This is a genomic window from Collinsella sp. TF09-1AT, assembly GCF_003436895.1.
Taxonomy (GTDB): domain Bacteria; phylum Actinomycetota; class Coriobacteriia; order Coriobacteriales; family Coriobacteriaceae; genus Collinsella.
This window is the reverse complement of sequence record NZ_QSRC01000001.1, coordinates 358,673-373,003: the sequence shown is the minus strand read 5'-3', so window position 1 is coordinate 373,003 and position 14,331 is coordinate 358,673. Positions and strand designations below refer to the sequence as shown.

Genomic DNA, 14,331 nt, shown 5'->3' with positions numbered 1-14,331 from the left:
ATACTGATAAACATTTGACGCTGTTTATCAGTTTTACCAACCACATCGGAAGGTGTTTCATGGTCGCATTCGATCGCAATCCGCAAGACTTTAAGTATCTGCGCCTGCTGTCGAGACAGTTCCCCACCGAGCAATCCGCGTTCACCGAGATCATCAACCTCTCGGCCATCCTCAACCTACCCAAGGGCACCGAACATTTTATGAGCGACGTGCACGGCGAGTACGAAGCCTTTATGCACATCCTCAACAACTGCTCGGGCGTCGTGCGCGAGCATGTCGACGAGATCTTTGGCGAAACGCTCTCCTTTGACGAAAAGGGTGAGCTGTGCACGCTCATCTACTACCCGCGCGAGAAGATCAAGCTGGTCCGCAGCCAGCACGAGGATTCCCCCACCTGGTACAAGACAATGCTCGACCAGCTCATTATGGTCGCTCGCTCGCTTTCGAGCCGCTATACGCGCTCCAAGGTGCGTAAGGCCATCCCACGCGATTACGCCTATATCATCGACGAGTTGTTGCACACGCACCCGGACGAGAACAACTATCGCGTGCGCTATCACGAGCGCATCGTGGAGTCCATCCTGGAGACCGCCAGCGCCGACGACTTTATCGAGTCGCTTGCCTCGCTCATCAAGCGCCTGGCTGTCGACCACCTGCACCTGGTGGGCGATATCTTCGACCGTGGCGGCGGCGCTGCCAAGATTATGGACCGCCTGCTCACCTACCATTCACTCGACATCCAGTGGGGCAACCACGACCTGCTGTGGATGGGCGCCGCAGCCGGCGAGCCCGCCTGCATCGCCACGGTGCTGCGCAACAACCTGCGCTACGACAACTACGAAATCCTCGAGAACGACTACGGCATCTCGCTGCGTGAGCTCGTCGCCTTCGCCGACGCCACCTATACCGCCGACGAGTCCATCAGCCCGCTCATCAAAGCCATCAATGTGCTGCTCTTTAAGCTCGAGGGTCAGATTATCCAGCGCCACCCCGAGTTCGATATGGTCGACCGCCTGCTGCTCGACAAGATCGATCACGACACCGGCACGGTCACGCTCGCCGACGGCAGCGTATGGCAGCTCACGACCAATGACTTCCCCACCGTCGACCCGGCGGACCCCTATTCGCTCACGCCCCAAGAGCAGCACATCATCGACAAGCTCGTGTCCGAGTTTGTCACCGCCGATCACCTGCATCGCCATATCGATTTCCTCTATTCCCACGGCTCGATGTACAAGGTCGCCAACGGGAATCTGCTGTTCCACGGCTGCGTACCGCTCAACGAAGACGGCACCTTTGGCAGCATGAACTGTCTGGGCACCTGGCACGCCGGCCGCGATTATTTTGATTTTTGCGACCATATCGCCCGCCGCGCCTGGCGCGTGGGCGACCGCGATGCTCTCGACTGGATGTGGTACCTGTGGATTGGCTTTAATTCGCCCGCCAGCGGACGCCTGGTGCGTACCTTTGAGCGCGCCTATATCGCCGATAAGAGCACCTGGGTCGAGCCGATGGACCCGTACTTTACGCTTACCAAGTCGCCCTCGGTCTGCGACGACATCATGCGCGAGTTTGGTGTCGCGCCCATGGCATGTTCGCCGACCGGTCACATCATCAACGGCCACACGCCCGTTAAAACCACCAAGGGCGAGCAGCCCATCCGCGCCAACGGCAAGCTGCTGGTCATCGACGGCGGTTTCTGTCGCGCCTACCATCCCAAAACGGGCATCGCCGGCTACACGCTCATCTCGAGCTCGCGAGGATGCCGCCTCAAGTCGCACCAGGCCTTTACCACCGTTGCCGAGGCGCTCACCCGCAACATCGATATCGAAAGCGAGACCAACCGCTTTGACGAGGCCGACCGTCGCCGCATGGTGAGCGACACCGATACCGGCGCCAAGATCCGCAGCCAGATCCAGGACCTACGCCAACTGCTCGATGCATATAGAAACGGTGCTATCGAGAAGCGCGCCTAGCCCCGCTTGCGGGGATTGGCTAAACTTGCTGAGTTTGTCATCCCCGCGGCGCAGCGGCGCCACCCTAAGGCAGGTACCATGCAAAAGCTCCTTGCGCAGATCATGAAGTTTGGCGTCGTCGGCGTCATTGCCACCGTCATCGACTTTGGCATCATGAATCTGCTCCACTACGGTCTGGGCCTTAACATCCTGATCGCCAACACCAGCGGCTTTATCGTCTCGCTCATCTTTAACTACGTTGCGAGCATGAAGTACGTGTTTGCACACAAGGAGGGCATGAGCCGCCGCCGCGAGTTCATCATCTTTGTCGTGCTGTCCGTTATTGGCCTGGCGCTCAACGACGGCATGGTGCTGGCCCTCAACGCCGGTCTGGGCCTCGAGGCCAATATCGCCAAGATTTGCGCTACCGCACTGGTCATGGTCTACAACTTTGTAACGCGCAAGATCTTCCTGGAGGGCGAGGAGACAAAATAGCTCCACACCCCTGCAGCATTACGGCGCCCACGGACAACGCGCACTCAGCGCAGTATCGTCCGTGGGCGCCGCTCGTTTACGGGCAATTTTTCAACGTTTGCGGATTAGCTCTTGAAAATTTGGCGAGTTCGTATAGTTCTTGGCAAAGACCTTACGTTTCCCTTGCAAAAGCTCTAAAGTATCCCTGCTCGATTCATCAACGCATTGGATGTGATTACGTGCGCAAGGCGCTGGCACAACCTCATACCAAGCAGTTCCTCAAGTTCGCTGTCGTGGGTCTTATCTCCTTTGGCATCGACTGGGGTATGCTCATTGCGCTCGTCGAGCTTTTCCACCTCGACTTTTTGATGAGCACCACGGTTTCGTTCATCACGTCCGTCGTGGTCAACTACTGGCTCAGCATGAAGTACGTGTTCGACCATCGCGAGGGCATGAGCCGCAAGCGCGAGTTCACGATCTTCACCATCCTGTCGGTGATCGGTCTGGGCCTCAACGACCTGTACATGTTTGTGGGTGTCACGTTTTTGAGCATCGGCTACCAGGCTATGAAGGCCATCGCAACGTTCCTCGTCACCTGGTACAACTACTTTAGCCGTCGCTTCTTCCTTGAGGGCGCACGGTCGTAGTCGATTCACTATTTGCTTGAATGTATAACCGGTTGGAATTCCTATTCCAACCGGTTTTTTATTTGTCGAGGTCCCCGGCAACCCAGTCCAATTCGCATGAAAAACGGGCGGCCCGGATGTTTGTCCGAACCGCCCGTCTGGCGCGCTATGTCGAGGCCCCTAGCCTGTTACGTAATACCAAACCACGTTGTCACCGTTGGAGAGAACGTAGTTGCTGCAGGCCGTCATAGGCGTTGCACCGTTGACGGAGTACATCCAGCCGCTCGTACCGCCGTACTGTTTCTCGGCCAGACCACCAATCGCGGAGACATACGTGCCGTACGACGAGCCATGTGCGTTGACAGAAAGGCCCAGCGCGCACAGGGCATCGTAGGCCGTAGCGCCCTCGTTAAAGGTGAAGGTGCCACCAGAAGACACAGGATTGCCCACGGCGCTTGATGTGACCGAAACCGTCACCGTAACGTAGTTGGACTCCTGCGAGCCGCTCTGGCCGCCCGAGGAGGCGTTTCCACCATTAGAGGATGAGGCTCCATTAGACGACTGGCCACCGCCCGAAGAAGCACCACCAGACACCTTGGAAGTATCGCCGGCTCCCGTATTCTGGGCAGCGGATTTATCGCCAGACTTCTTGCCGTCCTGGTCCTCGGACTTCTTGCTATCCGAGTTTTTGTCCGATTCCTTGTCCGAAGACTCGGAATCGTCCTTGCCGTCGTTCGAACCCTTGAACTCATCTTTTGCGTCATTCGATGACTTGGAATCCTTGGAACTGGCCTCGCCCGAAGTCGTAGTCGAGCCAGACGCCTTGGTGTCCTTGGTGACGACGCTCTCCCCCGTCACGGTCTGAATGATCCAGTCGATGGACCAGGCACCGCTTGTGGAAGGATGGACGAAACCCAGCGAGACGACGATCAGAATGGTGCATGCAGCAGTCAGAACGCCGAGGAGCGCCTTGCGACGAGAGGTGGACGCCGCCGAAGCGGCGCCCTTTTGCTTTGGATCATCGAGCTGGATAAACGAGGAGTCGGGCTGTTGCCCGCTGGTCTCCTTGGGCTTATCGGGCATTACCGTCACCCTTGCCGCGCTTGGTCAGCACGAAGACGGCGATGAGCGCGAGGCCAATCACGCCGGCGGCGATGCCAACGATGGCGAGCGGATTGGTGCCAGTCTCCTGCTCGGAAGCACTAGAGGACTTCTTAGCAGTGGTCGTGGAAACAGCACCCGTATCGGACTTGGAATCGGACTTCTTGTCGGACTTGTTGTCCTTGGTCTCGGTCTTGGTCGACACCGTCGTCTTGGTCGTCGGCTTATGACCCGGGGCGATAGCGCCGCCCTTCGAGCCGGAGCCAGAACCCGCGCCAGCGCCAGCGCCGGAACCAGTACCGGTACCAGAACCGCTGCCGCCATTGGAACCAGCGCCGCCATTACCGCCAGGGTTGGTGGCATTCTTTGTCCACTTGGCATACAGCGTCAGGTCGGCCGTCACCGGCGTGCTAAAGTCATACGCCTGCATGCAAGCCTCATCGGCATACCAACCGCCGAAAGTGTAGCCGTCGCGCGTCGGATCGGCCGGCTTGACCAGCTTGCCATCGGCCGTAGCAACAAACTTAGTATCGCAAACAGACCCGCCGTTGGAATTAAAGGCAACCGTCCAAGACTCGACAGCTCCAAGCTTAAACAACGTGCCCGAATCATTGATGTAGTACAGGTTGCCAGATGCATCGGCAATGACCGGAGAGTCGCAGTGCTGGTAATGGCCAGCTGCATCATAAATCTGCGTCGCCTCTGCATCGCCGAGCGTATAGCGATACACGCCACCACCAGCAGAGTAGTTGACGTAATCCTTGCTATCCGCGCTGTTAACAGTGAAGTACACATAGGTCTTGCCGCCCCGAACGCTCACCAGCGGAGTAGCAGCAATACCGTTGAGGCCAGCCGGCAGCGCCTTGCCGTCGGCAGCAGCGACCATCGTGGTCTTACCCGTCTTCAGGTTATAGAGAACCAGAGCAGAGCCAGTAGCCGTCTGTCCGCCGACAATCAGATTGTCACCAGACACCGCAGGGGCGCTCAGATTATTCGTAAGGCCCAGATCAACCGTATTCTGTTCACTCAGCACGCCCTTCGCCGAAAGCGAAATCACATGGAGCTTTCCGTCGTGCGTCATCTGATAGAAGGTCGAACCATTGGACGGATCGGCAATGCAATCGGCATTTGCGACAGCGCTGAGCTTCATGGTCGAAACGACATCGCCCGTCGTCTTATCAATGCACTTAAGCGTACCCGCGCTCGTAGGAACGATGGCATACTTGTCCGTCAAAGCCGCACCAGTCCAGTAATAGCCCTCGGCAGGGTCGATGTTCTGCCAAGAAACTTCGCCCGTGGCAATCTTAATGCGCGCAAAGGAGCCGTTGCCGTAGGTCGCGTTGTAATTCTCGTCATACGAAATATCGACCGAGCCTACATAGACGTACTCGCCGTCCGAAACGACGGTGCAGGAGCTCTGCGTCAAGTCCGTCAAACCAGGCGTCAGCCACTTGCAGATCAGCTTGTCTGCAGTAATCGCCTGGACCGCACCGCCGTTGAGCGGAACGATGATAAGGCCATTGGTATAGATCGGACGAGAGGTATAGCTCACCTTGGAGGCAAGCGGCGCAGAGGCAACCTTTTTGCCCGTGGACGAATCGATCTTAATGAGCTCGTTCTCGGTCGCGATGTACACAAAGCCGTTAGCGATGACAGGCTCGCTGCAGTTGGCATACTGCTGACCAGACTCGGCCTTCCAATCGAAGGCCCACTTAAGACAGGCGGCCTGCGCAGGCGTCTTGGCATCCGTTACGGACGTACCGTTGCCGCTGTTGCCGTAGCCGGCCCACTCGGCATCCCAATCAGGAGTCGTCGCATTCGGATCCACGACAATCTTGTCGGGATCGGGCATGGGCGAATCGTCGGTGGTATAGGCAAGCGTAACCTTATCGCCGCTCTTGAGCGTAATCTGGTTGGCGCAGAGTAAGGAGGACTCTCCATTGATATACAGGTGCCAGTATTTTTTGGTCGCAGCATCCCAGGCATACGGCTTGTGATCGAACGGCGAGTTGATGGAATTGAGGAACCAGTACTCACCACTCTGGGAGCCGTTGTACGTAACGCGCTTGGCCTTCAGAACCGCCTCAACAAGGTTCTGGGCAGTAGAGCCTTCGGGCAAAGAAACATTGCTTGCCGAGCCCCAGCGAGTATTGTTGCCGTTGACATCGGGGCCGATAACATCGACAGACCCAAGAACCTGACCGGGAAGGGCATCGGCGTCAGCACCATACATAAAGGTGACGGCGTCACCCTCTGTGAGTTCATAGTTGCCGGCACCGACCGTGGCGGACTTGCCATTTAACTTGCCATTTACATAAAACTGCCAATAACTGCCGGTCGCAGGATCATACTCATAGGTCTTATCGTCAAGCGGCGATTTAATTCCGCTGAGGTACCAGCCCCAAGACTCTTCTCTGGTAACAAGCTCAAGACCAGTCTGCTCCAACAGGTCCTTGGCAGTAGAGCCCGCCTTGAGACTCGTCAGGCCCGTCGAAGCCCAGACCTGCTGCTTGCCGTCCTTGTCCTTACCGAGGACCTGAACGGAAGCATGGACAGAATCGGAGGGCAACTGGTCGCCCCAGCCACCGTAGAACCACGTAACGGTATCGCCAGCATGAATGGTGACATTGTCTGCCGTGTAGTCGCTCGACTTGCCGTTGATGAACAGCTGCCAATAGGTCGAATAATCGAGCGGCGTACCCAGCTCAACGCCGTTGTACTTAAGACTCAGAATGAAGGAGCCCGCAGCAACGGCGTCGATGCCATTCGCCTCGAGCGCGACCTTCGTAAGGTCAAGTGCGCTCGAGCCGGACGTCACCACATACTGCGCGTTGTCGACCCAGGTCTGAGTCTTGCCCCGGGCATCGCGACCAATGACGGTCACATTTGCGGCAACCTGGTCCTTAACGACAGGGGACGCGCTACCAGCCGTATAGGCAAACTCAATCTTCTGCCCCTGGGTGAGCTTAACGCTGCTCGCGCCAACCGAGGAAGACGCGCCGTCGACGAACAGCTGCCAGTAGGCATGAGTCGCCGAATCGAAGGCAAGCGTGCGGTCACCTGCCGGGGACGTGATGCTTTTGAGGTAGAAACCGTATGCCGTGTTCGGTTCGTAATCCGCTTTAAAGCCCGTCTTCTGCTGCAGCTTAACGAAGGCATCCGCAGCCGTCGCGCCCTCGTCGAGCTTGAGCTGCGTAGGCGCCACCCAGGTCCGAGCCTTGCCGTCGGCATCGGTGCCGATAATTGAGAACGAGACCTCGACTTGCTTCTTGGCGACATTGCCGGTTTCTGTCGGGTTCTCTGTCTGGACGGCAGCCGCGGCGGCAGATCCTGCTTGGCCAGCGGGCGCCGTCGAAGACTGCTCGCTCGTGGCAGGGCTCTCCCCCGTCGCCGAGCCTTCGTCGCCAGCTGCTGCCTCTGTTGTGGCGGCACTAGCTGCAGGCGCGCTCCCGGAATCCGAAACCTCGGCCTTGCCCTGGTCGGCAGTACCGCCCGCGGCCCCCGCGCCCTCACTCGGCGTCGCAGCCTGAGCCACAGCCTCGGCAATGCCCTCGGCGCCCTCGGCCCACAGCTGAGCCGGCGTGGTGCCAAAGACCATCGCGAAGGCCAGGAATGCCACCAGGCCGCGCTTGGCTACACCGCGTGCAATCGCGCCACGGCGATGCAACGAGGCGCGCTCGCGCTCGTCCTCAAACATATCCATTTGTCCCCCATTGTCTGTACTTGAAGCGTTGCCTTGAGGCTGCCCCACGTCATCGCGCATGTTGCGCTCGAGTACCCCCATCGGGGTCCCCCTTCCCTCCAGAGCCCTATGCACACCGACGGCATGAGCCGCGGTCGCGTGCAAGATGGGAGGCGATCCGACTTAACCTTAACGGCTCAGGCGCGCCGTCCGATCTGCGACGCGAACATCCCGAGCCAAGAGGAATTACGGTTACTGGTACAGCCGGGGACTTGCACCCCGATTCTCCCAAACGCGCAGGCAAACCGCGCATTCGTGCGTCTCCGCACCACCATCTAGGCCATCTATTATTACTGTCAATATGCTATCACGCAAAAGGGCCTCGCACGCAGGCGAAGCCCAAGGTAAAAGCTATTGTTTGCGATAGGAAAATGCGGTGACAGTCGCAGCCTCTAGTGCTTGCCGCCGTGACTGTTGAGCCAGATATTGCGGCCCAGCATAAGCGCCAGCACCAGCGCGCTCACGTAGCCCATAAAGCCAATGACCGGGATACCAAACACAACCGGCTCGATGCGTGCGTAGTACACCACCGACGAACCGATAAACAGACCGGCGATCACAATTGCCATCGACATGCGGTCGATAATTCCACCCAGCTGTCGCAGCGCCTTATCGCTGCTCATGATCTGCGTGTTCACCTTAAGCTGGCCGCGCGTGAGCATGCGCGAAGCCAGCCCCAGGTACTCAGCCGCCTCGAGTGAGCCCTTCGCCGCGCGATAGCTGCTCGCGGCAAGATCGCGCCCCATGTCGCGCACGCGCGCATAGGTGCTTTTCTCGTTTTTAATATGCGTCTGGATGATCTGGATCATGTTGACGTTGGGCATGTACTCGGTCAGCAAACCCTCGAGCGTCACCATGCCGCGCGCGAACATCGTCACCACGCTCGGCAGCTCAACGTCATTCTTACGCGCGAGGTTTAACAGCGAGGTCAAAAACTCGCCGATATCCAGATCCTTCAGGTCAAGGCCCGCAAAGTCAGCCACGATAAAGTCAAGATCGGACAAAAACGCTGAATGATCGAGCTCGGCTGAATCGCCGCGCGTCACGGCAAAGCGCATAAGCGAATCCTTGAGCTTGGGCACGTCGCCCTCGGCCACGGCGAAAATCATGTCCTTGACGATACCGCGGTCGTGGCTCGACATACGCCCGACCATGCCCAAGTCGATAAAGTAAACGATGCCGTCCTTGAGGATGATGTTTCCCGCATGCGGGTCGGCATGGAAAAAGCCGTCATCGAGCACCTGCGTCGAGTAGTCCTCGACAATCGCGGCACCGATCTTTTCCAAGTCATAGCCCTCGGCCACCAAGCGTTCAGGATCGGCGATCGAAATGCCGTCGACGTAGTCCATAACCACCACGTGCTCGGTGCACAGGTCCAGATAGGATTTAGGGCACGTCACGCCATGAACGCTCTTGTGGAACTCGTAGAAGTCGTTGAGGTTTTTGGCCTCGGCCAAAAAGTTGGTCTCTTCGCGAAACGAGGTCCACAGCTCCTCGACCACGCCGTGCAGGTCCACAAACTGATCGGTGTTGACGAACTTGGAAACGATACGCACCACCGAGCGGATGATATCGATGTCCTGTGCCATAACCTGCTGCGCACCTGGGCGCTGAACCTTGACGGCCACGTCCTCGCCCGTCACCAGACGAGCGCGGTGCACCTGCGCGAGCGATGCGCTACCAAGCGGATTTGGGTCGATCGCATCGAACATCTCCCCCAGGCGCAGGCCGTATTCTTCTTCCAGACAACTGAGTACGACCTCGTACGGCACCGGCTCCACGTCAGAGCGCAGACGACGCAGCTCGTCGCAAAAGCGTTGCGGCAGAATCTCGGACCGGTTGGCCAGAATCTGCCCCATCTTAACGAACATGGGGCCGAGTTCCTCGAGCAGGCGGCGCAAACGAACCGGCGTGAGGTTATCCCACACGCGGTACTTTTTGACCAGGCGAACAATCTGCCCGATGCGCTCGCGGCGACCCGCCGGCGTGAGCTGGTATTCCTCATCCGGCGCCATCGCCTCGGGCTCCTCGGGGACCATATCGACAGCGCGCGGCTTCTTGCGAGCGCCCGAGACGGCGGCATCGACCTCATCGACAACCGCCGCCTCGTCACCCAAGGGATCTAGATTGTTGTAATCGGTGGTGGAATCTGCCATCTGCGCTGCTACTCGGCCTCTTCGGTATCCTTCGCATCGTCGGGCTCAACGGACTCGACGGGCACCGAGGTCACGTTGTCCTCGACCGAATCGACGATGTCGCGCACATGGGCCAGGAAGGCCGTGCGCTCGGGAGCGGTCATAACGCGGACGCGAGCCAGAATGAGTTCGTCGAGCACGCGCTGGGCAGCGGTCTCGCCCTGCATGCCCAGACGCTCGGTCAGGTCGGAGATAGTGCCACCAGCCTGCTCGAACATGTCGGACACGCTGCGGGCGATATCGGGGGCGCCTGCGTCCTTGCGCACCTGCTCACCCTTGGTATTAAGGTCGTCGAGAACCTTCTTGCTGCCCTCGACGGCAACGGCGGCGGCGCCGAAGCCCACGTTGATGGCACCGTTAACAAGCTGATCGAGTTTCATAACCATGGTTGGCTCCAATCACAAACAACTGCATTGGCGTTCTTGTACCCAAGATTGAGCGAAAGCGACAAAGCGTTTTAGTGCTATACGATCGACGGGAAATCCCTACCTCACGTTGTCGTTCATCGCGAAAGAGTTCTTCATGGCGCAGCTCGTGGTGTAGAGCACCTTGCCCAGCAGAGCATCGGTCTCCACCCGCACACGCTCGGCAAACTCCTCGTTGGCGCGGGCGAGCTCGGCGGGCACCTCGGCCTCGGGCAGCGCGGCTACGGCAGCGTCAACGTCGTGGATCTGCTTGTGGCCCATGCCGCCGACCTTCTCCTGATAATCCTCGACCGCGCGACCGCACTCATGGAAGCGAACATCGGCCAAGGCACCGATCAGGCGATTTGCCCAATAGAAATTCTCGGACGTCACACGAGCCTGTGTGTCGGCATAGTACTTGGGCATGGTCTCGACGTTGGCGTACAGCGGCACAAGCGCGTTAAACGAGTTGGAGCCAAACGCCATCCACTGCACGGCGCGATACGCCGGCTGCGCATAGGGGCGCAGCTGCAGCACGGCGAGCTGGCTGTTGCGGTTGATGCCGATGGGTCGATAGGCGCCGCGCGTGGCGGGCGTACCCTTGCTGCCGTAGCAGTCGTACTCCGTGCCCTGGTAGTGGCTGGAGAGCACGTACTTGATGTCCTCGATGGTCACCTTGCGCTCGGGCACGCGGCTCCAGGGGATGTCGTCGCTCTCGGGCGTGTAATCGGCCTCGGGACCGTCCCACACATCGCTGGGGTTGAGGCAGCGCTGCATGTACCAGGCGCGTGGCGTGTTGTAGACGTGGTCGCTGTCACTGTGCGAGCCAAAGGCCTCGCGCGGGTTGAAGACCGCGGCGGGACCGTCGCCCTCGACGCCCAGCGTTAGGTCCAGATGCCACTCGGCCATCCAGGAACGCAGGTCGGCAGAGCACATATAATCTGCCTGGTCGCCCTCGGCGTCGTCCAGGTCAAAGCTGTCGATACCCAGCTGGTTGGGCATGGTCACATAGGCGTCGTCGGGCACGCGCTTGGCGATCCAGTGGTGCCCGCCGATGGTCTCGAGCCACCAAATCTCGTCAACGTCACTAAAGGCGATGCCGTTGTTCTCGTAGGTACCGTAGCGCTCGAGCAGCTCGCCCAGAATGCGCACGCCGTCGCGGGCAGACTTGGCGTACGGCAGCACCAGGGTCACCATGTCCTCCTCACCCAGACCGCCGGGCTGCGCCGGAACATAGCCGTCCTCGCCCTCGTTGTCCTTGGCGGGCACGTAGTCCACGAGCGGATCGGCGCCGCGGACGCGCTCGTTGGTGGTAAGCGTCTCGGTTGCGGACATGCCAACATTGAGCTCGTTGAAGCCGGCCTCGGCCCAAATGCCATGACCCGGGACGACGTCGGGGACGCTCGTGTAACGCATGGGATTGTCGGGCAGCTCAACGGTCAAGTGGCTCAGGACACTCGTGTAGACACGCGGCTGCTCGTCGGAATGCACCACGCGCATGCGCTTCGGCTCAAACACCCCGTTGGACGAGTCCTCGTTGCGGGCGACCAGCGTCGACCCGTCGTAGCTCGCGTTCTTACCAACTAAAATCGTTGTGCACGGCATGCGCATCCTCCTTGAGCGAAGAAATCAAACGGTAACAGTGTATCGCTTCGGCGCAAAAAGGGCGAAACCGCGACCCCTCGAGACCCCCCTCGAGACCCCTGTGGTCAAAAAATGCCAAATATGAGTACTGTCACCAATTTAGTAGCAGCAAATTTCCTTGTAATAGGTGCCGAAGATCCCCATTTGTCCAAAAATAAGACAACGTTATTCCCCATAGGTTCAATAAAATGGGCTTCCTAGCGAGAATGAATATCGCTAGGAAGCCCAAAAGACATAAAACATATGTGACTATCTTGGCAACAGTACTCATATTTGACGTTTTTTGACCACGTGGTATATCGCTAACCCCTCAAACAGCCCAAAACGCCTATTTCGATGCGCGCTCCGCCGCCTCGATCACGTGCTTGGCGAGAATCGCGGTGGTCACAGCCCCCACGCCGCCCGGCACCGGAGTAATTGCGCCAACAACCGGCTCAGCAGCATCAAAATCCACGTCGCCGACCAGCTTGCCGGCGGCCTCGTCCCAGTTAATACCCACATCGATGATCGTCTGGCCTTCGCGAACCGCATCCGCGCCAATCGTGCGCGCGCGTCCAACGGCCGCAACCACAATATCAGGTGCACGGCACTCGGCAGCCAAGTCAAGCGTATGCGTATGGCACGTCGTCACGGTAGCGTTGCGAGCCGTAAGCATGGCGGCAACGGGACGGCCAATCACCAGCGACCGACCGACGACCGCGACTTTGGCCCCATCCAGCTCAACGCCGTAATGGTCCAGCAACGCCAACACGGCCTCGGCCGTGCAGGGAGCAAAGCCCTCGCCCCGCCCCGAAAGCGTGGTAAGCAGCGACGCCGGCGTCATAGAGTCAACATCCTTGGCGGGATCGAGCGCCGCGGCAACTGCATCCTCGTCAAGACCGGCAGGCAGCGGGCGGAACAGCAGACAGCCATGAGCAGTGGGGTTGGCATTGATGTCCTTAATAGCCGCCAGTAGCTCGTCTTGCGAGACATCGGCAGGCAGCAACACGCGACGAGCCTCGATGCCCACCTTTTCGCAGCGCTTGAGTGCACCGCGCTCGTAGGACAGATCGTCCTCGCGCTCGCCTACACGGACAATGGCCAGCGTCGGGACGATACCCCGTTCGCGCAGGGCGGCGCAGCGAGCAGCAAGCTCCTCGGTCAATGCACGGGCAACGGGAGCACCCTTAAGCAGCTCTGCCATGGCTATCCCCTCTTCCTGGCGGCATCGGCAGCACGGCGTGCCAGCGCATCGGCGCGCGGCAGCCACGTATCCAGCAGTTCATCGCACGCCGCCTCGAGCTCCTCGGCGCGGGCGCGGTCCTTCATAGACGTGGTGTTGGCAAAGAGCGTCAGGCTCGCGCCCTGCATGGCGGCGCGGCAGAACACGGCACCGCACGCCACGTCGGACAGCAACTGGCGCGAGCCCTTGTCCGCCATGTCCTCGAGCAGCGCCAGCGCACGACCACAGGCGTCCATAATGCGGTACGGTGGCATGGCCGCCACGTGCAACGCGTCCTGAATCGCCGCAGGTCGAGCCGGGTTCTCGCGCGGAATACCGTACGCAGCGGACACCTGGCCGTACGCACGAACGTCCTCGGCGACCAGACCCACAAGTTCCTGTGCCAAATCATCAGCCTGGGCAAACGCGCGCGTCAGGTCATCCGCACGATCAGCAAGCGCGGGATTAGTCGCACCGTAGCGGGCAACCATTCCGCACAGCGAGGCGCCCAGCGCGCCCACAAAGGCGCTCGCACTGCCGCCGCCGGGCACCGGCTCGCGTGCGGCAAGCGCTTCGGCAAACTCTCGACAGGTTTTATCCATCATCTCTTGGCTCATGCGCACGCACCTTCAAGTCATATACATCGGTCGGGCGGCAACCGCCAACCAACCGCATCGAACACGTAATGGTGCTAAGTCTAGCCCATAAGCACATGAGCGTCAGCGCACCTGGCCATCGCGGATTTCTATGACACACGATAGGCGGCAGCGACGCAAACATGGGACACATGGCCCACGTTTCGGGACCCTCGGACGGCGGCAACTGGGGCATACATATAGATAAGGAACCCCATGCTGGGGCAACGCTCGCCACGGCGCCGGACAAAGAACGGAGGAATCACCGCACAGCAAATAAAGCCATCATGTGCATGCGCAACCGCCGATTGGCGAACCGCTGCACACGATGCCCCTAACAGACAAGGAGGACGC

10 protein-coding genes are annotated in these 14,331 nt (G+C 59.5%); 3 read left to right on the top strand and 7 right to left on the bottom strand.

Annotated elements, in window-relative coordinates; all coding sequences use genetic code 11:
- Nucleotides 1–59: 59 nt before the first annotated feature.
- The 3 genes from DXC90_RS01625 (at nt 60) to DXC90_RS01615 (ending at nt 3,076) form a co-directional block, all read left to right on the top strand.
- Complete coding sequence (locus tag DXC90_RS01625; RefSeq protein ID WP_117734465.1) at nt 60–1,976, top strand: fructose-1,6-bisphosphatase; 1,917 nt, start codon at nt 60–62, stop codon at nt 1,974–1,976.
- A gap of 78 nt (nt 1,977–2,054) precedes the next feature.
- Nucleotides 2,055–2,450, top strand: coding sequence for a GtrA family protein (locus DXC90_RS01620; RefSeq protein WP_117734464.1), 396 nt, complete (start codon nt 2,055–2,057; stop codon nt 2,448–2,450).
- 218 nt (nt 2,451–2,668) lie between these two features.
- On the top strand, nt 2,669–3,076 hold the full coding sequence (locus tag DXC90_RS01615; protein ID WP_022095123.1) for a GtrA family protein: 408 nt from the start codon (nt 2,669–2,671) through the stop codon (nt 3,074–3,076).
- Nucleotides 3,077–3,235: 159 nt separating this feature from the next.
- Here the strand turns inward: DXC90_RS01615 and DXC90_RS01610 are convergent, their stop codons facing one another.
- From DXC90_RS01610 to DXC90_RS01580, 7 genes are all read right to left on the bottom strand, one after another.
- On the bottom strand, nt 3,236–4,138 hold the full coding sequence (locus DXC90_RS01610; protein WP_117734463.1) for a DUF4430 domain-containing protein: 903 nt from the start codon (nt 4,136–4,138) through the stop codon (nt 3,236–3,238).
- Nucleotides 4,128–7,859, bottom strand: coding sequence for a DUF4430 domain-containing protein (locus DXC90_RS01605; RefSeq protein ID WP_158550194.1), 3,732 nt, complete (start codon nt 7,857–7,859; stop codon nt 4,128–4,130). The genes DXC90_RS01610 and DXC90_RS01605 overlap by 11 nt, the downstream gene beginning before the upstream one ends.
- A gap of 431 nt (nt 7,860–8,290) precedes the next feature.
- Entirely contained in the window at nt 8,291–10,054 is a 1,764-nt protein-coding gene (locus tag DXC90_RS01600; RefSeq protein WP_117734461.1) for an AarF/ABC1/UbiB kinase family protein, read from the bottom strand.
- 8 nt (nt 10,055–10,062) lie between these two features.
- On the bottom strand, nt 10,063–10,479 hold the full coding sequence (locus DXC90_RS01595; RefSeq protein ID WP_055250902.1) for a hypothetical protein: 417 nt from the start codon (nt 10,477–10,479) through the stop codon (nt 10,063–10,065).
- 99 nt (nt 10,480–10,578) lie between these two features.
- Nucleotides 10,579–12,102, bottom strand: coding sequence for a C69 family dipeptidase (locus DXC90_RS01590; RefSeq protein ID WP_117734460.1), 1,524 nt, complete (start codon nt 12,100–12,102; stop codon nt 10,579–10,581).
- Between the two features lie 367 nt (nt 12,103–12,469).
- Entirely contained in the window at nt 12,470–13,324 is an 855-nt protein-coding gene (locus DXC90_RS01585; RefSeq protein ID WP_117734459.1) for a bifunctional 5,10-methylenetetrahydrofolate dehydrogenase/5,10-methenyltetrahydrofolate cyclohydrolase, read from the bottom strand.
- Between the two features lie 2 nt (nt 13,325–13,326).
- The gene (locus DXC90_RS01580) at nt 13,327–13,959 is read right to left on the bottom strand and encodes a cyclodeaminase/cyclohydrolase family protein (RefSeq protein ID WP_117734458.1); all 633 of its coding nucleotides are present in this window, start codon (nt 13,957–13,959) and stop codon (nt 13,327–13,329) included.
- Nucleotides 13,960–14,331: the final 372 nt, after the last annotated feature.

What these genes read in the sequence shown, in the direction of transcription:
- DXC90_RS01625 (WP_117734465.1), top strand. Translation starts at nt 60, where the DNA reads ATGGTCGCATTCGATCGCAATCCGCAAGACTTTAAGTATCTGCGCCTG.
- DXC90_RS01620 (WP_117734464.1), top strand. Translation starts at nt 2,055, where the DNA reads ATGCAAAAGCTCCTTGCGCAGATCATGAAGTTTGGCGTCGTCGGCGTC.
- DXC90_RS01610 (WP_117734463.1), bottom strand. Translation starts at nt 4,138, where the DNA reads ATGCCCGATAAGCCCAAGGAGACCAGCGGGCAACAGCCCGACTCCTCG.
- DXC90_RS01605 (WP_158550194.1), bottom strand. Translation starts at nt 7,859, where the DNA reads ATGGATATGTTTGAGGACGAGCGCGAGCGCGCCTCGTTGCATCGCCGT.
- DXC90_RS01600 (WP_117734461.1), bottom strand. Translation starts at nt 10,054, where the DNA reads ATGGCAGATTCCACCACCGATTACAACAATCTAGATCCCTTGGGTGAC.
- DXC90_RS01595 (WP_055250902.1), bottom strand. Translation starts at nt 10,479, where the DNA reads ATGGTTATGAAACTCGATCAGCTTGTTAACGGTGCCATCAACGTGGGC.
- DXC90_RS01590 (WP_117734460.1), bottom strand. Translation starts at nt 12,102, where the DNA reads ATGCCGTGCACAACGATTTTAGTTGGTAAGAACGCGAGCTACGACGGG.
- DXC90_RS01585 (WP_117734459.1), bottom strand. Translation starts at nt 13,324, where the DNA reads ATGGCAGAGCTGCTTAAGGGTGCTCCCGTTGCCCGTGCATTGACCGAG.
- DXC90_RS01580 (WP_117734458.1), bottom strand. Translation starts at nt 13,959, where the DNA reads ATGAGCCAAGAGATGATGGATAAAACCTGTCGAGAGTTTGCCGAAGCG.